The following is a 23,235-nucleotide window of genomic DNA, read 5'->3' as shown; positions in this document are numbered from 1 at the left end:
CGCCTTGGCCGACCAGCGCAGCGTCAGCAGATCCGCGCCGGTCGTCCGGGCCCGCAGATCGCGGGCGTCGGCGAGGCCGGGCTTGGGGGTGAGCTCCGCCTGCGCGATCAGGGCGCGCACCGCCGCCTGCGCCAGAGCGTGGTCCATGGCATCCACGGACCGGGACGCTAGCCGGTGAACCTGTCGGGAAGGTGAGTCCTACCTGTGCACGGGCCGTGCGGGGGCGGCCCCGGCCGGATGGGTGCTGTCGGTGCTGTCAGTGGGAGCGTTGAGATCACGGTCGACCGTCTCCGGCGCCATCCGGGTGGCGATCAGGCTGACCGCGGCGACCAGTGACATATAGGCGGCCACCGGTATCCAGGACCCGGAGAAGGCGCTGACCAGCGCGGTGCAGATCAGGGGCGCGACCCCGCCGCCGATCACGGAGGAGAACTCCCGGCCGAGGGTGACCCCGGCGTAGCGGTAGCGGTTTCCGAACAACTCGGGGAAATAGCTCATCTGCACCCCGACGGCCCCCTGACAGGCCAGGATGAAGCCGATGACGACGGCCACGGTGATCGCGACCCTGGAACCGGAGTTCAGCGCGACGAAGGTGGGCGTCGGCAGCAGCACCAGGGCGCCGACGATCAGGGAGTACACCGGGCGCCGCCCGAAGCGGTCCGAGAGCGTGCCGAAGCAGACCGCGGCGACACCTCCGCACAGGGCGCCCAGCAGCAGCACTTCAGGGACGAAGTCCTTGTCGACGCCCACCGAGGACACCAGGTACGAGGCCATGAACACCTGGTAGGTGTACGACTGGGTGCTGATGCCGAAGTTCATGAAGAGCACCAGGAGCGTCGGCTTCCTGCCGTGCTTGAAGACCTCCTTCACCGGGGACGCGGGCCGCTCGTGCTGCTGCTTCAGCTCCTTGAAGACGGGGCTCTCGGTGAGCTTGCGCCGGAAGACCATGGCGACCACGGTGACCAGGAGGCTGCTGCCGAAGACCAGCCGCCAGCCCCAGCTCATCAGGGCGTCGTCGGACAGCCGCTGGGCGAGGATCCAGGCCACGGCCCCGAGGGCGGTGCCCAGCGCGGCGCCGGTCATCACGAGGGAGGCCAGTCTTCCGCGTCGCCCGGTGGCCGCCGTCTCGGTGAGCAGGGTGGCGCCTCCGGACTGTTCGGCGCCCGCGCCGAAGCCCTGGGCCATCCGGCAGAGCAGCAGCAGGATCGGGGCGAGCAGGCCCACTTGGCCGTACGTCGGCAGCAGACCGATGGCCAGCGTGGATCCGCCCATCAGCAGCAGCGTCGCGACCAGCACCCACTTGCGGCCGAGCCGGTCCCCGTAGCGGGAGAAGAAGAGCCCGCCCAGCGGCCGGGCGGCGAAGCCGACGGCGTAGGTGCTGAAGCTGGCGAGGATGCCGACGGAGGCCGAGACGTTGGGGAAGAAGAGATCGCTGAAGATCAGGGCCGAGGCCGTGCCGTAGATGACGAAGTCGTACTGTTCCAGCGCGGTGCCGATCAGACCGGCCCACGCGGCACGCCGTACCGCGCCCGGGTCGGCGGGCGGCTCCCCGGGCGGGGCGGTGGTGGTCGGGGTGGTCGGGGGCGCGGTGGTGCGCGCGGTGTTGTCCATGATCCATGCCTCCTTGAACGGATCGATTTCCGGAGCGGTTTCAGGGCAGGGCGGGGCGAGGTGAGGGGGGTGGGGACAGGGCGGGGCCGGGCGGGGACCCGGCTACCCGAGAAGGTGAGAGAGGACGGCCCTAGGCGCCGGGGCGGGCGGCCGTTTCGACAGGGGAGGTGGCCCCCAGGGCATCGGCCGCCGCGGCGGCCGGGCCGAAGCGCACGATGACGTCGATGAGTTCGGCGACCCGGGCCGCGAACGCGGGGTGTTCGGGCAGGCCGTCGCCGAGCAGCCCGCTGTCCAGAACGGCCTCGACGAAGGGCGCCCCGGATGAGGTACGGGGCCGGCCGGCGATCGCGGCGAGCGTGTCCCGGGCCGGATCCACCATCGCGGTGGCGTGCGGACCCGGCGAGAAACCGGGCAGGGGCGCCACACAGCACAGATACGCGGCCACGGTCAGCGCCAGATGGTGTGGCATCCGCCCGGCACGCAACTGGAGGAGGGCGGGTTCCGGCACCCGCTGCCGGAGCTTGACCGAACCGTCCGAGCCGACCTGCCGGGTGCGGTGGCCCAGCGCCGAGTTGGCCCAGCGGTCGAACAGCCGGCGGACGTAGTCGTCGAGGTCGATATCGGCGGGCACGGTGAGACTCGGCAGATACTCGTCGTGCAGCACGCTCCGCGCCGCCTCGGCGATGAAGGGCCGGGCGATCGCGTCCGGAATGGTGTCCCGCCCGTCCAGGGCGCCCAGATAGGCGATGAGCGAGTGGGTGCCGTTGAGCAGCCGGAGCTTGAGCAGTTCGTACGGCTCGACGTCTTCCGTGAACAGCGCCCCCGCCAGCTCCCAGCGCGGACGTCCGGCGGCGAAGCGGTCCTCCATCACCCACATGGAGAACGGTTCGGCCGGCACCGGTACGGCGTCCCGCACCCCGAGGTGGGCCGCCACCGCCTCGCGGTAGGCGTCCGTGGTGGCGGGGACGATCCGGTCCACCATGGAGCCCGGAAACGCCACCGAGCTCTCCAACCACGGCACCAGGCCGTCGCGTTCGGCCGCCGGAAGCGCCTCGGCGAACTCGCGCACCAGCCGCCTCGTCAGCTCACCGTTTCCGACCAGGTTGTCGCAGCTCAGGACGGTCACCGGCCGGGCATGGGCTCGGCTGCGGCGCTGCAGCCCGCGCACGATCCGCCCGATGGTGGTGCGCGGCGGCGCGTCGCCGCGCAGATCGGCCCGTACCGCGGGCGCGTCCAGGTCCAGGCCGTGGGTGCGCGGGGAGAAGGTGTACCCGTGCTCGGTGACCGTCAGGGTGATGACGGCCGTACCGGGCGCGGCCAGCGCGTCGAGCACGGCGTCCGGCTGCTCCGCGGCCACCAGCGCCCCGGTGTGCACGGCGGGGACGGTGACCCGGGTGCGGCCGGGGGAGATCTCCACGACCGCGTAGCGCAGATCCTGGTCGCGCATCGCCCGGACCACGCCGGTGGAACGGCCGGCGACCCCGAGGATGCCCCAGGGGCCGTCGGCGCGGGCCAGCGCCGCCGCGGTGTGCACGGCCTGGTGGGCGCGGTGGAAGTTGCCGAGGCCGAGGTGCACGATGCCGGTCTCGGCGGGTGGCCGCGCGAGGGTCAGCGCGGCCGGGGGAACGGTCGCGTGACCGAGGCGGGGAACGGTGGTCGCAGGCATCGTCACCAGTCCGTCATCGAGCCGTCGCGGCGCCGCGCGATGGGCAGATAGGCGGGCTCGTACGGGAACCGGGCGGCCAGCGTCTCGTCGACCTCGACCCCGAGCCCGGGCTGGTCGCCGGGGTGCAGATGTCCGTCGGCGTAGCTCCACGCATGCCGGAACACCTCGTGCACGAGCGGCTCATAGCCCATGTACTCCTGGATGGCGAAGTTCGGCGTCGCCAGGCCCACATGCAGCGATGCCGCGAGGGCCACCGGCGAGATGTCCGAGGGACCGTGCGGGCCGAGCCGCACCTGCCAGACCTCGGCGAGCGCCGCGATCCGCCGCAGATGGCTGATCCCGCCCGCGTGGGTCACACAGGTCCGTACGAAGTCGATCAGCTGCTCGGTGATCAGCGTCTGGCACTCCCAGACGGTGTTGAACACCTCGCCGATCGCCAGCGGAACGGTGGTGTGGTGCCGGACGTGCCGCAGCACCTCCTGGTTCTCCGCAGGGGTGACATCCTCCAGCCAGTAGAGGTCCACCTCCTCCAGCGCGCGGCCGAGCCGGGCCGCCTGGCCTGGGGTGAGCCGGTGGTGGGCGTCGTGCAGCAACTTCAGCTCGGGGCCCACGTGTTCGCGTACCGCCGCGAGAACACGCGGGGCGTGCCGCAGATACGAGTCGGTGTCCCAGACCTCCACCGCAGGGGCCGCGCCACGGTCGGCCGGCTCGTACCCCGCTTCGCCGCTGCTCACCCCGTACACCGTGTCCAGACCGGGGATGCCGCTCTGCGCACGCACCGCGAGAAAGCCCTGTTCGCGCCGCTCGTCGACCGCGTCGAGCAGTTGGGGGATCTCCCAGCCGGAGGCGTGGGCGTACGTCAGGATCCGGTCGCGCACCGCGCCGCCCAGCAGCTGGTACACCGGCTGGCCGGTGGCCTTCCCCTTGATGTCCCACAGCGCGAGGTCCACCGCGCCGATGGACGTCATCGTCACCGGACCGCGCCGCCAGTACGCCCCGCGGTAGAGGAACTGCCAGGTGTCCTCGATCCGCGCCGGGTCCCGGCCGATCAGCAGCGGCGCCACATGGTCGCGCAGATACGACGCGACGGCGAGCTCACGGCCGTTGAGCGTGGCGTCGCCCCAGCCGACCAGGCCCTGTCCGGTGGTGATCTTGAGCGCGACGAAGTTGCGGCCCGGGCTGGTCACCAGCACATCGACCGCGACGATGGTGTCGGTCGTGGGTGCCGGCCGGCTCATGGGGCCACCGCCACGACGTTGTGCAGCGGCTCGCCCGCGACCAGTCGGCCGATGTTGGCGGCGATGTCATCGGCCCGGCGCGCGAAGGTCTCGCGGGTCAGGCCCGAGGAGTGGGGTGTCATCAGTACGTTGTCCAGCGTCTCGAAGGGATGGTTGCCGGGGGCCGCGGAGTGTCCGCCGACCGGGTAGCGGTACCAGACGTCGAGCGCGGCCCCGCCGATCGCGCGCTCGCTCAAGGCCCGGTAGAGCGCGTCCTCGTCCACGACCGGGCCACGGCCGACGTTGACCAGTACCGCCGACGGGCGCATCCGGGACAGCTCGGCCGCGCCGATCAGCCCCGTGGTCTCGGGGGCCAGCGGGGCCGACACCACCACCACATCGGAGCTCTCCAGCAGCGAGCCGAGGTCGGCGATGGTCCCGGACCAGGCCAGCCCCTCGGCCGCCGCGTTCACCTCACCGCGCCTGGTGACCGCCACGCCCTGCGCGCCGAACGCCCGGAACCGCTGCCAGCAGCGGGCGCCGATATGCCCGAAGCCGACGAACCCGACCGTCGCCGCGCCCAGCGTGTCGACCCACGGGGAGCCCGGGTCGTACGCGGGGGAGTGCCACTGCCCACGGCGCAGCGCGTCGTGCTGCCGCAGAAAGCCGCGCCGCAGCAGAATGGCCGCTGACACGGCGTACTCGGCGATCGAATCCTCGTGGTGGAAGGTGTTGGCCACCTGGGTTCCGGAGGCCAGCGAGGCGATGTCGATCCCGTCCGTGCCGGCACCGGCCGCGTGGACCAGCCGGAGCCGGGTGGCGATCGCGGCCATCCGGGCGTCGCACTTCCCCGACACCAGCACATCCGCCCCTTTCATGGCGGCCTCGACCGCCGCGGTGTCCCGGGCGTCCGGCCAGCTGACGGACACTCCGTCCGGCAGCGCGGCCTCGAACTCGGCACGCAGCGGGTCGAGATTGGCGTCGATGACCACCACGGTCGATGTGTCGGCCCTCATGACCCGCCCTTTCCGGCCATGGGGCCGTCAGTCGTGGCGCCGTGTCCGGCGGGGCGGGTACGGGCCGCGCCGGTCGAGCCGCGCACGATGAGCTGGGTCGGCAGCCGGAGCGTCCGCGGGGTCTGCCGCTCACCCCCGATGGCCTTCCCCAGCAGCTCCAGGCTGAGCGCACCGGCCCGCACCATCGGCACCGAGATGCTCGTCAAGGACGGCTGTGACACCTCCGCGAACGGGATGTCGTCGACCCCCACCACGCTCAGATCCTCGGGGACACTCACCCCCAGCGCCCGCGCGCCTGAGATCACCCCGAGCGCCACCAGGTCGTTGTGCGCGATGACGGCGGATGCGCCCGAGGCCAGCACACCGGCCGCCGCCGCGGTCCCGCCCGCCACCGTCTCGGACTGCCAGCCCAGCAGCGTCAGCTCAAGACCGGCCCGCCCGGCCTCGGCGCGGATCAACTCCACGCGCTGGGCGTTGGACCAGGAGCGCTGCATGCCCTGGACATAGGCGATCCGCTGATGGCCGAGCGCGGCCAGATACTCGACGGCCTGGCGCATACCTTCGGCGGTGTCGGCGAGCACGCAGTCGGCGCCGGTCGTCTCGCGGTTGACCAGCACGGCGGGCGTACGGCCGCAGATGTCCAGGACCTCGTCCGCGTCGAGCCGGGGCGAGCACACGATCAGCCCGTCGGCCTGGTCGCGCAGATGGGCGAGGACTTCGCGCTCGTGGTCGGGGTCGAAGTCGGTGTCCGCGAGCACGACGGTCTGCCCGCGGCGCCAGCCCTCGCCCTGGGCGGCCTTGACGAAGGCGCCGAATACGGGGTTGGCGATATCGGGCACGACGACGGCGACCGTCGCGGTCCCCGCGCCGTCGGCCGGCTCGGCGGTGCGGACAGCGGACGATTCGTAGCCGAGCTCTTGCGCGACGGTCAGTACCTTGCGCAAGGTCTGCGGTCCGAGCCGGTTGGGGTCGCTGAACGCGCGAGAGGCGGTGGACAGCGCGACATTGGCGCGCTTGGCCACATCAGTGAGGGTGGGGGCCATGGGGGCTCCGCTCCTGGTGCGACGGAGTGGTGCAGATGAACGACATGTTTCATGGTCGTCACCCTTGCGCAACCTTGTCAACGCTTGCCAAAGCATTGGCAAGACCTTGGCCGGACGTTGTTCTCGACCTCTTCATCGGCGGTCTGCGCACACGACCGACCGGGAGCCGATCACCGGACTGACATGATGGCGCGCATGACCACACCACCTCTTACCGGCCCGCCGTCCGTCCCTCCGGGTGGGGGTGTGCCGCCCGCGCCCCAGGCCGTCGCCCGACCCGGAAACGGCCGGACCATGGTGGCCGTTGTGGTGTCGGTCCTGGTGCTCGTCGGCGGTGGCGTCACCGCCTGGTGGCTGACACGGGACGAGGACGGCTCCTCGCTGGCCGACCGGCCGCGGGTGACGGACGACGCGGCAGGAATCTCGTACGCGATACCCGAGGGCTGGCAGCGCAACAAGAAGGGCGACCTGGTGGACGCCTTCACCTCGTCGATCACCATGAAGTCCACCGGCGGCGAAGAAGGCGGCAGCGTCGTGCTGGCCGGGCGGAACGGGACCGTGCCCAAGTCCCAGCTGAAGGAGCAGACGGAGGACGCGGCCCGGTCGAATGCCGAGTACTTCTATCCGGACGGGCGCTCAACCCTCGAGGAGTCGCGAGCCACCACGGTGAGCGACCGCCCCGCGTACACGGTGGCGTTGAAGGTGAGCGACGGCGAAGGAGGCACGGGCCATCTGCGCCTGACCCTCATGACCGCGCGGGACGGCGGCTCGTCCTACCTCCTCGGGATCGCTCAGCCCACCGGGCCACAGGAGCAGCAGGAGGTCGACGCGGTGCTGGAGAGCGCATCGCTCAGCTGACCCCGGTATCGAGGCGGGGCCGGTTTCACACCCGGCACTCGACGGTGCAGCCGCGGAGTTCATAGCCGGCTATCTCGTCCTTGAAGCCGACCCCGGGCGGGGTCGCCATCCGGATGCCGGGCAGCGCGAACAGCCTGCTGAGGAAGATGTCGGTCTCCAGGATCGCGATATGGGCGCCGGGGCATTTGTGCGGGCCATCGCCGAAGGCCAGGCCGGCCGCCCCGGCGCCCTCGGCCAGGGGGCGGCCGGGGCGGATCAGCTCCGGCCGCTCGCCCACCGTACGGGCGTCGACGTTGGCGCTCTCCAGGTCCACATCGACCAGTGCCCCGGTCGGCACCGTCACCACACCGTCGTCGCCGGGCAGTTCCAGCGCGGCGGTGGTACGGCGGCGCAGTCGGCCGATGACCGGCTCCAGCCGCAGGATCTCGTGCAGGATCGCGATCCGGCCGGGCTCGTCCGCGGCCCGGTACCGCCCGAGCAGGGCGTCGTCGGTGAACAGATGCCAGGCCGCGACATTGACGAACTCCCGCGTGGTGACCATGCCCGCCGCGGCGAAGGTCAGACACTCGCCCAGGATCTCACCGGCCGAACACCCTTCGTCGAGCAGATGGGAGATCAGATCGTCCCGTCGCTGTCCGCGGCGAGCCCGCACGGCCGGGCGCACGTCGGCCAGATAGACCCGCAACCAGTTCACGTGTCGACGCAGCAGCCAGTGGATACCGTGCAGGCTGGTCAACCCCGGCGTCCCGAACTTCTCGGGGAAGAAGCGCTCCAGCCGGCGCCGGATGCCGGGCCGGCTCTCCGTCAGACCGATGACGGAGGCGGCCACCTCGATCGCCAGATGGAAACTCAGATCGGCCAGATGCGCCCGCCCCGCGGCGCGGGCCTTGTCGATCTGCGCTTCAGCGACCCGGACCATGACCTCGCGGTACCGCTCGTCGACGCGGCGAGGCGTGAAGAACCGGGCGGTCTGCCGCCGGTGTTCCCGGTGTTCGGGGCCGTCCCGGTACAGCACCGGCCGCCGGAGCCCCGACGGCAGCTTCTCCACGGTCTCGATGCCCAGGCCGGCCTGTACGGTGCCGGTGCTGCGCAGCACGGCGCGGGCCTCCGCGTATCCGCGCACCTGCCAGACCCCGTCGGGCCGCCGCCGTACCGGGCAGCCTTCCGGGGCCGCCGCTCGCTCGATCTTGCGTGCCCCGTATCCCATACGTATCCCGTCATGGCGCCGCATCGCGCGGTCTGGGCCCGTCCGTCAAGGACACTCGTCCCCCGCTCCGAACCGGACTAACCGGCTCTGTCTCCCGGCTTGCTGAGACGGGGCCTGACCCGCGTGGTGTCAGAAGCGGGCGCCGAGGGCCGAGCCGTCGCGGGGGACGAGGAAGGTCGAGGACGGGATCGAGCCGTCCGCCGCACGGGGTCCGGTGATCTTCGCCTGGTCGGTGCTCAGCACCGAGCCCTCGTTCCACACCCCGCCCAGGTCCCAGGAGTTGCCCTTTGAGGTGGAGCTGCCGAGCTGGACCGGCTCGGTGTCCAGTAGCGAGAGGTTCGCGGTGAGCGTGGCGCGCGACCGGTCCGTCCGGAAGCCGCTGCCGCCGTTGCGGTAGGTGGTGGTGCGGGAGATGGCGAGGGCGCCCGGGTTGCCGTTGTCCGTGATGCCGTGCGCCGCGTTGCCGAAGGCGAGGGCGTTGCGCAGCGAATGGTCGGCGGGCGGGTCCACATCGCCACCGCCGCCCATCTTGAAGCCGTTTCCGTCACCGGTGAAGTCGGGGAAGTTCCACCGGTTGAACCCGTTGCCGTACGCGATCGTGTTCTCGATGGCGATGGGGGAGGTGAACTCCCAGGCGTCGAAGCCGTCGTCCGCGTTGTTCCACAGCCTGGCCCCGCGGACCCGATTGCCCTCGCCCTGACCCTCCTTGATGGCCAGGCCGTCGGCGCTCTCGCCGTTTTTGCGCGGGTCGCGGTTGCCGTACGAGTCGAGGTTCGCGATCAGGTTGCGGCTGGAGGCGCCCTGGAGCTGGAAACCGGACTCGTAGTTGTCGCGCGTGGTCAGCCCGGTGAACTCGTTGTCGTTGCAGCCGGCGCAGTAGATCCCGTACGGCCCGTGGACGATCTCCAGACCCCGGATCCGCCAGTACGAGGCCTCCTGGTGGATGGCCCCGCGCTCGGCCCGGGGGATGGAGCCGCCGACCGGGGTGTGGCTGGCGGGCAGCCGTTCGCCGTCGATGACGACGTGCTCACCGGAGTAGTTGGTCAGCGTGATGGGGCTGCCCGCCTTACCGGAGGTGGCGATCGTGATGTTGTCGGTCAGCTCGTAGGTGCCGCCGCGGACCGCGATGGTGTCTCCGGGCCCGCTTCGGTCCACCGCCGCCTGGATGGTGGCCAGCGGGTCCTCCAGGGAGCCCGCGCCGGTGTCGTGCCCGCCCACGGCCACGACGATCTGCCGCGCCGCGGCGGCGGCGGGCGCCGCGGGTAATGCCCGCGGCGCGCCCACCGCCGCCAGGGACACCGCGCCGAGCAGCACCGTCACGGCTTTGTTGACCTTCACTGGGCCCATCCCTTCACCGGTCCGTCCTGGCCTCCGGCTCTACGTCGCCGCCCCGGCCCGATAGGTTGCCGCCTTCCGGAGAGACGGGCGCGCCGGCGCCGCCCGGGGCTTACAGGCCCTGCGAGAGCAGCAGCTCATGGGCCAGCCGGGCGCCGCGGGCCGCCGCCTCCGCCGCCGGTGCGTCGTCCTGCGTCGGAATGTTCTCCAGGCCCTGCGCCAGCGCCCGGACCGCGTCCGCCAGGGTCTGCACATGCGTCTCCAGCAGCCGCAGCCGCTCCTCCTCGCTGTGCGTGTCCAGGGTGCTCGGGCGGGTTCCGGCACCCTGCTCGGGGGTGTGGTTCGTCATCTCGGGGCTCTCCTCCCGGGTGCGTGGTCGCCAAGGAGTGGCGTCTCCTCTCAGCGTCGCACCTGGGGCGGCACGGCGGAACGCCGGTCCGGGCCCGCTCCGCCGTCCTCACGATCGCGGAGCGATCGGACCCGGCTCCGTGGCGTAGTCGAACCACGCCGAGATCATCCGCCGTCCGCCTCCATGTCCCGCAGGGCCGCCAGGAGATGCGGTGTCACACGCTGCTGGGTACGGGCCGACTCCTCGGGCGAATAGCCCCGGGGCACCGCCTCGACCAGCATGATCAGATAGAGATAGGCGCGGTAGAGCGCCAGGCGCAGCCGTACGGAATCGTCGAAGCGCGGCGGACCGGCGACCGCGGCGTATCCGGACAGGAAGTCCGCATCGTCCTCCACGTTTCCCAGCAGCGCCAGCGAGACGAAGTCGGCCACCGGATCGCCCCAGAACATCCGCTCGCCGTCGATGACGCCACTGAGCGTTCGGGCCCCGACCTCGCCGTCGAGCAGCAGGTTTCCGTCCCACAGGTCGAAATGCACCAGGGCGGGCGTGACCACGTCGTCGAGTACGCCCGCCACCGCGGCGAACAGCCCCCTGACGCGGGCCACTGGCACGGGCAGCGCGGCACGGTAGCGCTCGGCGTCGTCGAGTATCGCGTCCGTCATCCCCGTGAAGGCCTGCCGCCAGCTCGCCGCCGGCGGGCCGAAGGGCTCGGCGGGGTAGCCGAAGCCGGTTCCGGCCACGGTGTGGAGGCGGGCCACCAGCCGCCCGAGCTCTTCCCTGAGCCGACGGCGCTCGCCGTCCGGGATCGTCCCGGAGATCTCATGCCATGGTGTGCCGGGGCGCAGGGTGCTGATCAGATAGGGCCCGCCGGCCGCGTGCGGATCGAGTTCGCTGTGTACGACCTCGGGGACCGGGACGTCCGCCGCCGTGGCCGCCGAGGTGTAGAAGAGCACTTCGCCGCGCAGGAGTTCGTGCTCGTAGCCGAGCCGGGGGGTGTCCGTGGGCGGAGGGACCTTCACCACCCACTGCCGGTGGTTGTCGAGGTCGACGCGTACCACGGTGTTGTAGGTGCCGCCGGACAGGGGCGTGTAGCGCGCGGCGTCCGTGTCGGCGACGCCCGCGGCCTTGAGCGCCGCGGCGGCAGCGGCGACCTGGTCATCCTGCGGCTGTCGGCTCACGCGTGTTCCTCCTCGTCTCAGCCACGGGCCGCTCGCCCGGTGTGTGTGCTGCCCGGTGCGGGCCCACCGGGCGAGCGGGCGGCGCGCCGGGTGCGGGGCGCCGCGGGACGGCTTCCCGCGCCCGACGCCGGGCCGGACGGGTCAGACCGCCGAATCGTTGACGATCTTACGCAGTTGATGCCGGGCCATCGCCCCCGGTTCTCGGCCACCGTCAGATGGAGGAAGCGCCCAGGGTTCGCGGCCCGGCCGGGTCAGTGTGCTGCGGACCGCTCGGCGAGCCGGGCCATCTGGTGGCGCGCCAGTTCGGTGGTCCTGCGCATATGGCGCAGCAGCACGGCGAGATCGGCCTCGCTGTCCTCGTGGAACAGCTCCTCCCAGCCCGCGCCCAGCTCCCGCCACACGGCGCCGAACCGCTCCATCGCCCCGGGCACCACCTCCACCAGGACCCGCCGCCGGTCCTGCTCGTCCCGGCGGCGGGTGACCTGGCCCGCCTTCTCCAGCCGGTCGACCAGCCGGGTGGCCGAACCGCTGGTCAGCCCGGTCAGTTCGGCGATCCGCCCGGTGGTGACGGGACCGTCCTCGAGCGTGAGGAGGTTGAGACACTGCAGATCGGTGGGGTGCATCCCCAGGTGGTCCGCCACCGCCTGGTTGAACAGGATGTACGAGGCCATATAGCGCCGGGACGCCGACCCCAGCTCTGTCATCAGGTCTTCGCGTGCCATCGGCAGGGCCTCCCGCGCCTCTGTGTCGTTGTGCCGCGTCTCCGCGCGGTGCGTCTCCGTGCCGGGCGCGGCCGAAGTGCCCTGCGTCCGCTGCGCCACGCAGACATCTTAGTCACCGCCCTCGCCCGACGGTTCGGCGGATAAACATTTGCGTCACGCAGTCAATGTGCCGTACGTTATCTGCGTGACGCAGATGAATATCTCTCTCCCGGTGGCCGTGTCCGGCGCCACCGGTGCCCAAGGCGGCGCCGCGGCCCGCGCACTGCTTCAGCTCGGCCGTCCGGTCCGCGCGCTCACCCGCGACCCCGCCACACCCGCCGCCGCCGAATTGCGCGCTCTCGGCGCGGAGGTGGTCCGGGCCGACTTCGACGACGAGGCATCCCTGGCCACCGCGCTCGCCGACACCGGAGCGCTCTTCGCGATGTCCACGCCGTTCGGCAGCGACCTCTCCGCCGAGATCCGCCAGGGGACCGCCCTGCTGGACGCGGCGGTCGCCGTCGGGGTGCGGCACATCGTGTTCACCTCCGCCGCCAACGCCGACCGGTCCACGGGTATCCCGCACTTCGAGAGCAAGTGGCGGATCGAGCGACACCTGGCCACCCTCGATGTGACATGGACCGTGATCGGCCCCGGTGTCTTCATGGAGAACTATGCGAACGGCTGGACCATGGAATCGCTCCGCGAGGGTGTCTTCGCGCTGCCCATGCCCCCCGGGCGCCCGCTGCCGCTGATCGCCGCGAGGGACATCGGCGCCTTCGCGGCCCTGGCGCTGAGCCGCCCCGCGGAGTTCGGCGGGCGCCGGATCGACATCGCCGCGCAGTGGCGGACACCCGAGCAGATCGCCGCCGCGATCGGCGCCGCGAGCGGTCGCGAGATCCGCCACCGAGAGGTGCCGCTGACGGTCGCCGAGAGCTACTCCGGCGACCTGGCCGCCATGTTCCGCTACTTCCAGGAGACCGGGCTGGACGTGGACATCGACGGACTGCGCCGGGACTACCCCGAGGTCGGCTGGCACACCCTCGAGAAATGGGCCACCGACCGCGAGTGGAACCTCTGACACCTGCTCAGCCGCCCCGCGGCGGCGAAAGAAAGGGCGAGCCTCGACCACGGCCCCGCATGGCATGATTCGCGAGCATGGACACGACGAGTCAGGCCGAGGTCGCCGAGCGCCGCCGCTTCGGGGTGCTCAGGCAACGGGACTTCCGGCTGTTGTGGACGGGCGAGACCGCCAGTGGCCTCGGCAACAGCATCACCATGGTGGCGCTGCCCCTGATAGCGGTGGTGGTGCTACGGGCCGACACCTTCGCCGTCGGCCTGCTCACCGCGGCCGTCTGGCTGCCGTGGCTGGTGATCGGGCTACCGGCCGGCGCGTGGGTGGACCGGCTCCGCAAGCGGCCCGTCATGATCGCCTGCAATCTCGTCTCGGCCGTCATGTACGCGAGCGTCCCCCTCGCCGCCTGGCTGGACGCGCTCACCTATCCCCATCTGCTGGTGGTGGCCCTGGTGTGCGGAGTGGCCTCGGTGTTCTTCAGCACCGCGTACCACGCGTACATACCCGTCGTGCTCCACGGCCGCGACCTGCTCGAGGGAAACGCGAAACTCCAGGGCAGCGAGTCCGGCACCCAGGTGGTCGGCCGCGGAGCCGCCGGCCTGGTCGCGCAGGCATTCGGAGCCGTCCTCGGACTGCTGATCGACGCGATGACCTTCATCGTCTCCAGCGTGTGCCTGGCCCTGCTCCGGGTCCGTGAACCGGACCCGGAGGCCCCCGCCCCCGAAGTCACGCTGCGCCGGCAGATACGCGAGGGTTTCGGTTTCGTCGCCCGCGACCGCTATCTGCGGCCGATGGTGACGTTCGGGGCCGTGGCCAACCTGGCGTTGATGGGGTATCAGGCGGTCCAGGTCGCGTTCCTGGTGCGCACGGTCCACGCGACCCCCGCCACCGTCGGTGTTCTGATCATGGTCGGCAGCCTCGGTGGCATCCTGGGCGCCGCGCTGGCCGGCCCCGTCGGCCGACACTTCGGGACGGCCCGCGGGACGCTGGTCCTGCTGGCGCTCACCAGCCCCTTCGTACTGCTGCTGCCGCTGACCGCACCGGGGGCCGGTCTGCCGTTCTTCGCGATCGGCGCGTTCATGGTGGGGCTGGGGATCGTCGCGTGCAACGTGGTGGTGGGCAGCTTCCGGCAGAGCTACTGCCCGCCCCATCTGCTGGGGCGGGTCGTCGCGACGGCCATGGTCCTCAACCACTGCACCATTCCGCTCGGCTCCCTGCTCGGCGGACTCCTCGGCGACGTCGTCGGGCTCCGCCCCGCCATGTGGATCATGACGGCCCTGTTCGCGCCCAGCTGGCTGCTCCTCATGCTGGGCCCCATGCGCACCGAGCGCGACCTGCCCCGGACGGTGGCGGTCAGCCGGTGGGCCGCTGCGCCGCCCAGGAATCGAGCACCGTCAGCACGTCCTTGAGGGTGTGCGCGGTGGCATCCGGCGCCGCCGAGTCCGATCCGCGCTCTTCCTCGGGGATGGCGCTGTGGGGCACCCAGATGGTGCGCATACGGGCCTGCCGCGCACCGTAGATGTCCTCGAAGAGCCTGTCGCCGACGAACGCGCACGCGCCGGGGTCCTCGGCGCCCAGCCGCTCGGCGATCAGCTCGAAGATGAGCGGATTGGGCTTCGTCCAGGGCACTTCGCTGGAGTAGACCGCGGCGTCGATCAGGTCGTGGACGCCGTCCCGCTCGAAGATCTCATGGTGCCAGTCGGCCGACCACAGCGTGTTGGAGAGCACCCCGACCCCCAGATCCCGCTCACGCAGGGTGCGCAGCAGCTCCGCGCCCTCCGGGTCGAGGTAGGTGTGCTCCTCCCAGGCCCGTCGGTAGGTCGCGATCGCCGTGCCGTCCGGGACCACGTCCACGGCGCGGAACACCTCGTCGAGGGTGGCCGAGCACTGCGTGTCCCGGCAGCGGGCCATCAGCTCCCGCTCGGCCTGGAACAGCCGCTCGGCGAGGTCCGGCGCGCCGTCCGGGTCGATCTCGCGCGCGGTCTCCAGCCAGATTCCCGCCACGTCCACCGTGTGCCACGGAGTGAGTGTCCCCGCCCAGTCGAAGACGACGTACTTGATGGTCATGCTGCTCCTCGCCCCTCCCGCCCGAACCGGTCACGTCTGCTGTCCCCTGCCCACCGCGGCGCGCAGCAGCACGACGCCGACCGCGCACCCCACCAGCAGCGTCGGGCCCACCGCCCACCATCCGTCCGCCGCCGTGACGACCAGACCCACCAGTGGTGGTCCCGCGAGCGAACCGACGCTGCCGAGCTGGGCCACCAGACCGTTGGCCATGCCGACGTCGGCGCTAGTCCTCACCACGAGGGGGAGGGCCGCGAAGACGGTGGCGACGACCAACTCGTTGGTGACCGCGATCAGCACCGCGCTGGTCATCGAGATGCCCAGCCCGCCCGTCGAACCGAACGCCGCGAAGGCGCCGACCGGCATCAACAGGGCAGCCGTGAAAAGGTACTTCATGCGCGCCCCGCGGCGCAGCAGCACACTCGCCGCGAAGCCCCCCGCGACCCCGGCGAAGGACACGCTTCCGGTGAGCGTTCCGGCCGCCGCGGTGGGCACGTCGAACTCGTCGTGCAGATACGTGGGGTACAGCGCGACGAAGGTGACGATCGTGGCGCTGATGGTGGCGAAGCCGGCGCCGAGCGCGACCGGGCGGGCCAGCCTGCGGGCGCGTGCCCAGCGACCACCGGGGCCGTCTCCATCCCCAGCACGGGATTCCGTTGCCACCGCCCCGTCGGCCGGCCCTTCCGGCTCCGGTCCGGCCTGCCGGGCGCCGGTCCCGGGGAGGTACAGCGCCGCACCGGCCACCGCGAGGGTGGCCGCCGCGGCGACCACCAGCGAGGTTCGCCAGCCGAACCCCGCGGACAGCAGCCCGCCGCCGAACGCGCCCAGCGCGAGCCCCACCGGCATGAAGGTGCCCCAGACCGCCAGCGCCACCGTGCGGCGCTCGTCGTCGCCGAGCCCCAGGATCAGCACCGGGGCCGCGATCACGACGACCACATAGCCCATGCTCTCCACCAGCCGTCCGCCGAGCAGCAGCGGAAACCCGTCGGCCCGGGAGACCAGCAGCCCCGCGAGTCCCATCACCACCAGGCCACCGATCAGCGTCCGTCTCGGGTCCAGGGGGCGCAGCGCGACGCTCACCGCCAGCCCGAGCACGGCGGCCACCGCGGTGACCGAGGAGGCGACCAGGCCGACTTGTCCCAGGGAGAGCCCCAAGTCGTTCTCGAGGTCAACGGATACGGGGGTGATTCTGCCGATGCTGGTGGCAGCCATGACGCCCGACAGGTAAATTAAAGCGAAATACCACCAATATGCGTGGCTCATTTGCTCATCGGATTCCGGAATCCCTGCTTCTGCGGTATCAGTGGTGTCGCTCTTCCTGCCCATGGGTCAAAAACCTTTCCTTACGGGTCAACCGGTCAACGGCTGAACGGGTCAACGGGTCGGCCAACGACATACATCGTGCGGAAACTCAGGGGGTATCGCTCGACATGGTGGCAGCAGATGCCGGGTCCGTGCCGCGCTCCGGCATTCTTGTGCTCGGTTCCCTGGTGATGGACCGTAAGTTTTTCGCCGCGGGGCTGCTCGAACGCGGAGCGGGCCGCGGCGAAACGGTGTGGTCCATGGAGCGGCACCACGGCGGCGTCGGCCGGAATGTCGCCACGAACGTGGCCCGGCTCGGCCACCCGGTCACCTTCACCGGCCTGTCCGGTTTCGGCGCGGACGCGGCGGAGCTGGAGGGCGCCCTGACCCGGCTGGGCGTCGCCCTCCACGTACGGCGCGTCGCCGACGGCGTCGGACGGTTCGACGTCACGCTGGACGCCCACGGATCGCAGATCTCCTCGCGTATCGCCCTCCCCGACCCGGCCCTGGGGAAGGCGCTGTGCGGTCCGGAGCTGGCCGCGCGCATCGCCACGGCGGGGGCGGTGGTGATGGAGGGCGGGCTCGACGAGGGGCTGTTGGTGTGGGTGTCGCAGCAGGCCAGGCGGCACGCGGTCCCGGTGTGCTGCCTGCCCACCCGGCAGGCCGACTTCGGGCCGCGCGCCCATCTGCTGCCCCGCTACGACGTACTGGTCCTCAACACCGGGGAGGCGGGCGCGCTGCTGGGACAGGACCCCGGCGCGCCGACCGGGCCCGCCGAGCAGGCCGAGCTGCTGATGCGCCGGGGCCCCGGGGTGGTCGTGGTCACCGACGCAGCCCGCGGGGCTGCCCTGGCGTCCGCGGCCGCCCCCGGGCCGGTGCACCTCCCGGCCGAGCCGGGCGTATGCACCGATGACACGGGCGCAGGCGACGCGCTGGCCTCGGCCTTCGTCGCCGCCCTGGTGGCCGGTCGGACGCCGCGGGATGCCCTGGCCCAGGGGCTGCGCGCGGCCCGGGTGACCATCGCATGCCCGCAGAGCACCTGTCACGCCCTGTCTTCGGCCCTCGTCCGCGCGGCGAGCGTCACCCGGACGTGACGGTCGAATCCACCCGGTGCGCACGCATGGTGATGCCGTCCTCGGCGAGGGCGCGCGCGATGACCTCGTGGTCGTACGACGCGAGCCCGGCGTCGGTGAGGATCTTCAGATCCGTGGAGTGCATCGGGAAGTCGTCGACGCTGCCCTGCCGGACCTCGCCCACGTTGTGCCCCGAGAAGCCCTCGGGCAGCTCGTACGCGCGATCGGCGAGGCAGGCGAACATCAGCAAGTGGTAGTTGCCCTGATCCCACTTGCCGGTGAACTCATAGACGGCGAAGAGCGAGCAGGAGTCCACGAGGATGCCGGTCTCCTCGTGAGCCTCCCGCCGCGCCGCCTCCTCCGCCGCCTCACCCGGCTCGATGCCCCCGCCCGGCAGCAGCCAGCTCCCGGCGTACGGCCCCTTGAGCTGGTGGACGAAGGTCACGGTACGGCCGGGCCCCGGCACCACCAACAGGGCGGCGGGCAGCACACGGTCGAAACGGCTCATGCTGATGTCCTCATTCAGTACTCGGTGGGCCGCCCTTCGGGCGGAATGACCAAGGCCAGGCCCACGCGCTCCCCCTCCACCTTCCCCTTGCGGCGGTACGGTTCCGTCCGCGTGGTGAATCCGTAGGTGGCCAGCGCCTGCCCGGGGTTCGACAGGTCCGGGCCACAGATGATCACCTTTGAGCGCACATCGAACGCCATCGCCTCCGTGACGAGCTCCTGGCTGGGCTCGTCGGACTCGATGTACGCCACGAACTCCCCCCTGGCCTTGAGCGAGTAGCGTACCGACCGCACATGGTGACCTTGACCACGCAGGTGCGCGTACATCAGATACTCGTTCTGGAAGCTCATCAGGGTCAGACCCGAGGTGGCCCCCGCCACGATGGTGGGAAACGGCGCCCCGGGCAGGGCGGTGACCTTGCCGACGGTCATCACATTGCTGCGCCGGGCCTCCGCGTAATAGCCCTTGAACTCGCCGAACGGTCCCTCGACTTCATCCCTGGCCAGGACGTGTCCCTCGATGACATGGGTGGCGTCGTCCGGCACCGGAGGGCTGCCGCCGAGCCCGAGCGGGCGCCCCAGCAGTCGGGAGGCGATCTCGTAGTCGTCGCCCTCGGCGGGCAGCCGTGAGGCCGCCACCACGCTGATGGCCGGATCCGCGCCCAGGAACACGGAGATGGGCATCGGCTGCCCGGTCTTCAGCCAGGCCAGCAGATTGCGGTGGCCGTCGGTGCGCGGATCCAGGAAGATCCGGACCTCGTCGGGGGCCACCACCTGGATCCGGTAGAAGCCGAGGTTGACGCCGCGGCCGTCGGGCCGGGTGGTCACCCCCACGCCCGCGGTGATGTACGGGCCGGCGTCGCCGGGGCGGTGCTGGAGGATCGGCAGGGCGTACAGCAGATCGCCCAACTCCTCGCGAGGACTGCCTCCTTGGGCCTCATGCGGCGGGTGTGCGGGGCCCGCCAGCCGGTCGGACATCTCCGCCAGGCGCTTCTCCTCGGTGGTGCCGAGCGCGGCGAGCAGCACCGCCCGCGGATACGGGTGGCCGAGCACCCGGCCGCCCGGGCGCTCCACGACATTGGTGAACACCGTCGTCGGACGCGTCCCCAGCGACTGCTCGAACTCCGCGAGGGTGCGCGCCACCTCCACTCGACTGCTGAGCGGGGCGTCACAGGTGTAGAGGTCCACCGCGTCGTAACAGGCGGGGAGGGACAGCTCGGCCGCGCTGTCCACCGGGACGAGACCGCGGCCGGGCAGTCCCCGCGGCCCGCCGGCCGTCATGGGCGCGCCTCCCGTGCGGTGGCGGGGAACGGCCGGCAGTCCGCGGTGGACTCCCGGTCGGTCTCCCATGGGAAGACGATCCAGTCGTCGATCACCGCGGGACAGTAGTCGGGCACATAGCCCGACTGGTGGTTGCGGACCACCGAGACGAAGCGCACATCGGACCGGGCCACCCCGGCGTCCGCCAGATAGGCCAGCACCACTTCGGCCGTGGAGCCGGTGCCGACGATGTCGTCCACCACCAGCACCCGGTCTCCCGGGCCCAGCGCGGGCGGTGCGCCCATGTCGATGACCGGCGCCTGTTTCGCGGCGTAACGGGTGTCGTCCGCGGTCCTGCGCACGCGGATGGTGTGGTGGACGGGCACATCGAGGGCGCAGGTGAGGAAGCCGGCCGGGGTGAGCCCGCCACGGGCCACCGCCAGCACCGCGTCCGGCCGGAAGTCCTCGTCCCGGAGCTGTGCGGCGATGTCCCCGACCAGCTCCCCGAAGGAGACCCAGTCCAGGAGGTAGGGCCCTTGCCGGGACCACATACCGGGCCGCTCACCGGCCACCGTGGGGCGCGCCGTGTTGCCGGAGTCAGTCATTGCCCACCGCCCGGGTGACATGGTCGATATCGATCTGCTCCGAGCGCTCGCGCGCGTGCGGACGGTTCTCCGCCCGGCCCGCGGAGGTGACCCGGATGAACTCGGCGCGCTCCCGGAAAGCGGTGACGTCCCGCGCCCCCGAATAGCTCATCGCCGACTGCACCCCGCCCATGAGCTGGCGGAGCGTTCTGGCCAGCGGGCCGGTGGCGGGGAAGGTCGCCTCGGTGCCCTCCGGAACATAGTCGTCGACCTCCTCCCGGGTGATCTTCTCGCCGGCCGCATGGCGCAGCGTCAGCTTCATGCCCAGGGAGACGAACCCGTTGCTGACCTTGTACGAGCGTCCGTCCCGGGTCACCGGGCTGGCCGCGCTCTCATCGGCCCCCGCCAGCGCGGAGCCCAGCATGACCGCGTGTGCCCCGGCCGCCAGCGACTTGGCGATATCGCCCGACTGCCGGATGCCGCCGTCCGCGATGACCCGCACCCCGCGCTCGGCCGCCGCGGCGGCGCAGTCCATGACCGCGGTGAGCTGGGGGACCCCGGTCCCGGCCACCAGCCGCGTCGTACACACCCCGCCGGGGCCGATGCCCACCTTCACCACATCGGCGCCGGCCTCTGCGAGGTCTGTGACCCCCGCGGCCGTTGCCACGTTTCCCGCGGCCAGCGGCAGCCGCGGGTAGGCGGCCCGCAGCTTCGCCACCGCGTCGATCACCTGGTCGCTGTGGCCGTGGGCGACGTCCACGAAGAGGATGTCCACCGCGTGTTCGACCAGGCGCTCGGCGCGTTCCCGCCAGCCGCCCGAGACGCCCACCGCGGCGCCGACCAGCAGTCGGCCGTCGGCGGCGAGGGTCGCCCGGTCAGCCGAACCCTCCTCCGGCCGGTGGGCCTTGACCGCGTCCAGGTGCTCCAGTTGCTGCTCCACCGTCTGCATGCGGTGGAGCACGCCCAGGCCACCGTTCAACGCCATGGCCACGGCCATCCGGTCGCCCGTGCACCATTGGGTGTTCGCCGAGATGACGGGCGTGCGCAGGACGACGCCCGGCAGCAGCTCCGAGGCGGTGTCGGCCTGGCGACGGCTGGCCAGCGGGGTGCGCTGGGGCACCAGCAGCACATCGTCGAAGCTCAGCCCGGTCCGCGGAGGTTCACTTACGCGCATCGGGATATCTGCTCCTCTCAAAGGGTGGCGAGGCTCAGAAGCCGACGCCGCGGAACGATTCGCTGGTGAGGGTGAGCAACTCGGTGCGCAGGGCGCCGTCCTGGAGCGCGCCGCGCCACACGGCCGTTGTCATGGTGGCGGGGGTGCGGATGCCGCGCATGGCCATGCACAGATGCTCGCCCTTGCCGATCACGGCGACGTCCGGCGATCCGGTGAGCTTTTCGATGTCGTCCGCGACGTCCTGCGAGAACTGCTCCTGCGACTGCAGCCGGTGGGCGTGCTGATGGGCGATCCGGGCGAACTTGCTGAGGCCGAGCACCTGCCCGCGGGGGAGGTAGCCGATGGTCACCCGGCACGAGAACGGTAAGAGGTGGTGTTCGCACAGCGACCACACATGGATACCCGAGACGGCCACCAGATCACCGCTGCAGCTGGACTCGAAGACGGTGTCGGTCGAGCCGGGAGCGTACTGGGTGAACTCGCGCCACCAACGCGCGTAGCGTGCCGGAGTGTCGCGCAGCCCTTCCCGTTCGGGATCCTCACCGATCTCCACAAGGAGCTGCCGGGCGAGTATTTCCAGGGGATCCTGTGGCGCCACGCTCGGTGCGATCTGCTCGTCCCCCGGCAATTCGTCAATTCCACTGCTCATCAAACACCTCGTTTGCTGCCCCATATGGTCACGTGCAGCCGCCCGGACAGATTCCACTTCCGGCCGACGACCTCGTCCGCGAGTGTGCGGATGCCCTCGTCGATCTCCTCGGGGGACTGTCCGCGCGGCATGATCCAAATGTTCTTCAGCGAGTGTCGCGCCACCAGCGCGTCCACCTCTTCCAGGTCGGACGCGGTCGCACAGACGAACTTGAAGGCCGTGCCGGGAAGCCGGGTGAACTCGCCGAGCACCGCCGGGACGATTCGGCGCTTCTCGGCGATCCCCGAGTGAGCGAGCTTCGGCGACACATTGAACCGGATTCCCGCCGCGGCCAGCGCGGCCTGCGGGGCCACCGTCCCATTGGTCTCGATCTCCACCGCGATCCCCGCCTCGCGCAGCGCGCGGATCACGGGCTCCAGCCTGGCCTGCTGGTTGAGCGGTTCCCCGCCGGAAATGACGATCAGCCCGACGCCGAAGGCCAGCAGCCGCCGGGCCACATCGGCCGGGTCCATCGCGTGCAGTTCCTCGGCCGGACGGTAGGCGATCCCGGTGTCCGAGACGCCCTTCCAGTCCCAGGTGTACGGAGTGTCGCACCAGCGGCAGTCCAGATTGCAGCCGCCCAGCCGCAGAAAGGCGCAGGACGTGCCCGTTGAGGGTCCTTCTCCCTGTACGGCCCTAGGTGGGCCCGAAGATCTCGTTGACCACGAGCTTCGGTGCCGTCATGTTCACCACCCCCTCTCGTGTCCTCCATCAAGGACCGGACCCCGGTCCGCGGTCACCCGGGCGTGTTCTCTCCGCCCAGGGAAGGGCGGTATGTCGCCCAGGTCTTGGGGGTCTCCGACACGCGTACGGCGGTGAGTTCGGGGAACTCCTTGACCCACCTCTCGTGGAGCCACATGGCGATGTTCTCGGCCGAGGGATTCACCCCGTCCAGCACATCGTTGAGATGCCGGTGGTCCAGTGTCTCGTCCACCCACTTCCCGAAGGCGGAGAGGTCGCCGTAGTCCCGTACGAAACCCGGAAGTGTCAGATCCTCCGGTGCCGCGGACAGTTCCAGGACGACCACATAGTTATGGCCGTGCAGTCGGCCACATGGATGGCCGGATCGTAAATGATCCAGCTGATGGCTTGCGGAGAAGCGAAACTCTTTGGTGATGGTGAGCATGATGAACCCTTCACCTCGCTCAAGTGAACAGGGAGCAGAAAAATCTCTACTCCGCTTTCCTGCTTAACACCCTGACGAGCATTCCCGAGCGTACGCAGGATCACAAGAGGGCATCCGGACCTTTACGCTTGACCCGCCGTTGACCGACTGTCGTGAACATGAGAATGTGGGGCCGGCTGCCACCGACCCCACATTCGCTGGTTT

General features: G+C 71.2%; 23 protein-coding genes. 4 read left to right on the top strand and 19 right to left on the bottom strand.

All coding sequences use genetic code 11. The features are described from left to right. Positions 1-198: 198 nt before the first annotated feature. From ACFV2X_RS47875 to ACFV2X_RS47855, 5 genes are all read right to left on the bottom strand, one after another. Entirely contained in the window at positions 199-1,611 is a 1,413-nt protein-coding gene (locus ACFV2X_RS47875; protein ID WP_385628762.1) for an MFS transporter, read from the bottom strand. A gap of 130 nt (positions 1,612-1,741) precedes the next feature. After that, complete coding sequence (locus tag ACFV2X_RS47870; protein WP_385628761.1) at positions 1,742-3,277, bottom strand: mannitol dehydrogenase family protein; 1,536 nt, start codon at positions 3,275-3,277, stop codon at positions 1,742-1,744. Positions 3,278-3,279: 2 nt separating this feature from the next. After that, the gene (gene manD, locus ACFV2X_RS47865) at positions 3,280-4,515 is read right to left on the bottom strand and encodes a D-mannonate dehydratase ManD (RefSeq protein WP_385628758.1); all 1,236 of its coding nucleotides are present in this window, start codon (positions 4,513-4,515) and stop codon (positions 3,280-3,282) included. Continuing rightward, positions 4,512-5,510 carry a 2-hydroxyacid dehydrogenase gene (locus ACFV2X_RS47860; RefSeq protein WP_385628755.1) on the bottom strand — a complete coding sequence of 333 codons (999 nt, stop codon included), beginning with the start codon at positions 5,508-5,510 and terminating at the stop codon, positions 4,512-4,514. Before ACFV2X_RS47860 ends, manD begins: the two co-directional genes overlap by 4 nt. Next, positions 5,507-6,553, bottom strand: a complete 1,047-nt coding sequence (locus ACFV2X_RS47855) for a LacI family DNA-binding transcriptional regulator (RefSeq protein WP_385628753.1) — start codon at positions 6,551-6,553, stop codon at positions 5,507-5,509. The genes ACFV2X_RS47860 and ACFV2X_RS47855 overlap by 4 nt, the downstream gene beginning before the upstream one ends. A gap of 195 nt (positions 6,554-6,748) precedes the next feature. On the opposite strand from ACFV2X_RS47855, the gene ACFV2X_RS47850 reads away from it, so the two are divergent. Continuing rightward, positions 6,749-7,411, top strand: coding sequence for a hypothetical protein (locus tag ACFV2X_RS47850; protein WP_385628751.1), 663 nt, complete (start codon positions 6,749-6,751; stop codon positions 7,409-7,411). 25 nt (positions 7,412-7,436) lie between these two features. On the opposite strand, the gene ACFV2X_RS47845 is transcribed toward ACFV2X_RS47850, so the two are convergent. From ACFV2X_RS47845 to ACFV2X_RS47825, 5 genes are all read right to left on the bottom strand, one after another. Next, positions 7,437-8,618, bottom strand: coding sequence for a cytochrome P450 (locus ACFV2X_RS47845; protein WP_385628748.1), 1,182 nt, complete (start codon positions 8,616-8,618; stop codon positions 7,437-7,439). A 129-nt stretch (positions 8,619-8,747) separates the two neighbouring features. Further along, positions 8,748-9,956 carry a right-handed parallel beta-helix repeat-containing protein gene (locus ACFV2X_RS47840; protein WP_385628745.1) on the bottom strand — a complete coding sequence of 403 codons (1,209 nt, stop codon included), beginning with the start codon at positions 9,954-9,956 and terminating at the stop codon, positions 8,748-8,750. Positions 9,957-10,065: 109 nt separating this feature from the next. After that, the gene (locus ACFV2X_RS47835; protein ID WP_385628743.1) at positions 10,066-10,302 is read right to left on the bottom strand and encodes a hypothetical protein; all 237 of its coding nucleotides are present in this window, start codon (positions 10,300-10,302) and stop codon (positions 10,066-10,068) included. A 164-nt stretch (positions 10,303-10,466) separates the two neighbouring features. After that, positions 10,467-11,480: a phosphotransferase family protein gene (locus tag ACFV2X_RS47830; RefSeq protein ID WP_385628742.1), complete on the bottom strand. Its 1,014-nt coding sequence runs from the start codon at positions 11,478-11,480 to the stop codon at positions 10,467-10,469. A gap of 251 nt (positions 11,481-11,731) precedes the next feature. Beyond that, on the bottom strand, positions 11,732-12,202 hold the full coding sequence (locus ACFV2X_RS47825; protein WP_089513909.1) for a MarR family winged helix-turn-helix transcriptional regulator: 471 nt from the start codon (positions 12,200-12,202) through the stop codon (positions 11,732-11,734). Positions 12,203-12,395: 193 nt separating this feature from the next. Between ACFV2X_RS47825 and ACFV2X_RS47820 the strand changes: the two genes are divergently transcribed. After that, positions 12,396-13,259, top strand: coding sequence for an NmrA/HSCARG family protein (locus tag ACFV2X_RS47820; RefSeq protein ID WP_385628768.1), 864 nt, complete (start codon positions 12,396-12,398; stop codon positions 13,257-13,259). A 77-nt stretch (positions 13,260-13,336) separates the two neighbouring features. Beyond that, positions 13,337-14,662: an MFS transporter gene (locus tag ACFV2X_RS47815; RefSeq protein ID WP_385628739.1), complete on the top strand. Its 1,326-nt coding sequence runs from the start codon at positions 13,337-13,339 to the stop codon at positions 14,660-14,662. Here the strand turns inward: ACFV2X_RS47815 and ACFV2X_RS47810 are convergent. Further along, positions 14,607-15,320 carry an HAD family hydrolase gene (locus ACFV2X_RS47810; RefSeq protein WP_385628736.1) on the bottom strand — a complete coding sequence of 238 codons (714 nt, stop codon included), beginning with the start codon at positions 15,318-15,320 and terminating at the stop codon, positions 14,607-14,609. The genes ACFV2X_RS47815 and ACFV2X_RS47810 overlap by 56 nt on opposite strands. A gap of 30 nt (positions 15,321-15,350) precedes the next feature. Further along, complete coding sequence (locus tag ACFV2X_RS47805; RefSeq protein ID WP_385628765.1) at positions 15,351-16,580, bottom strand: CynX/NimT family MFS transporter; 1,230 nt, start codon at positions 16,578-16,580, stop codon at positions 15,351-15,353. Between the two features lie 167 nt (positions 16,581-16,747). Between ACFV2X_RS47805 and ACFV2X_RS47800 the strand changes: the two genes are divergently transcribed. Next, the gene (locus ACFV2X_RS47800) at positions 16,748-17,713 is read left to right on the top strand and encodes a carbohydrate kinase family protein (RefSeq protein WP_385628733.1); all 966 of its coding nucleotides are present in this window, start codon (positions 16,748-16,750) and stop codon (positions 17,711-17,713) included. Here ACFV2X_RS47800 and ACFV2X_RS47795 read toward each other — a convergent pair. The 7 genes from ACFV2X_RS47795 to ACFV2X_RS47765 all read right to left on the bottom strand — a co-directional run bounded on the left by ACFV2X_RS47795 (position 17,700) and on the right by ACFV2X_RS47765 (position 23,031). Then, complete coding sequence (locus ACFV2X_RS47795; RefSeq protein ID WP_385628730.1) at positions 17,700-18,200, bottom strand: NUDIX hydrolase; 501 nt, start codon at positions 18,198-18,200, stop codon at positions 17,700-17,702. The genes ACFV2X_RS47800 and ACFV2X_RS47795 overlap by 14 nt on opposite strands. A 14-nt stretch (positions 18,201-18,214) precedes the next feature. Then, the gene (locus ACFV2X_RS47790) at positions 18,215-19,480 is read right to left on the bottom strand and encodes a UbiD family decarboxylase (protein WP_385628728.1); all 1,266 of its coding nucleotides are present in this window, start codon (positions 19,478-19,480) and stop codon (positions 18,215-18,217) included. Then, positions 19,477-20,064 carry a phosphoribosyltransferase gene (locus ACFV2X_RS47785; protein ID WP_385628725.1) on the bottom strand — a complete coding sequence of 196 codons (588 nt, stop codon included), beginning with the start codon at positions 20,062-20,064 and terminating at the stop codon, positions 19,477-19,479. Before ACFV2X_RS47785 ends, ACFV2X_RS47790 begins: the two co-directional genes overlap by 4 nt. Beyond that, the gene (locus ACFV2X_RS47780; RefSeq protein WP_385628723.1) at positions 20,057-21,217 is read right to left on the bottom strand and encodes an IMP dehydrogenase; all 1,161 of its coding nucleotides are present in this window, start codon (positions 21,215-21,217) and stop codon (positions 20,057-20,059) included. The genes ACFV2X_RS47785 and ACFV2X_RS47780 overlap by 8 nt, the downstream gene beginning before the upstream one ends. A gap of 34 nt (positions 21,218-21,251) precedes the next feature. Next, on the bottom strand, positions 21,252-21,866 hold the full coding sequence (gene folE / locus ACFV2X_RS47775) for a GTP cyclohydrolase I (protein WP_385628721.1): 615 nt from the start codon (positions 21,864-21,866) through the stop codon (positions 21,252-21,254). Further along, on the bottom strand, positions 21,866-22,474 hold the full coding sequence (locus ACFV2X_RS47770) for a radical SAM protein (protein WP_385628764.1): 609 nt from the start codon (positions 22,472-22,474) through the stop codon (positions 21,866-21,868). The genes folE and ACFV2X_RS47770 overlap by 1 nt, the downstream gene beginning before the upstream one ends. Positions 22,475-22,641: 167 nt before the next feature. Then, positions 22,642-23,031 carry a 6-carboxytetrahydropterin synthase gene (locus tag ACFV2X_RS47765; protein WP_089513937.1) on the bottom strand — a complete coding sequence of 130 codons (390 nt, stop codon included), beginning with the start codon at positions 23,029-23,031 and terminating at the stop codon, positions 22,642-22,644. Between the last annotated feature and the right edge of the window lie 204 nt (positions 23,032-23,235).

It is taken from the genome of Streptomyces sp. NPDC059679, from assembly GCF_042734105.1.
In the GTDB taxonomy this organism is placed as follows: domain Bacteria; phylum Actinomycetota; class Actinomycetes; order Streptomycetales; family Streptomycetaceae; genus Streptomyces.
This window is presented reverse-complemented; position numbering and strand designations above follow the sequence as displayed.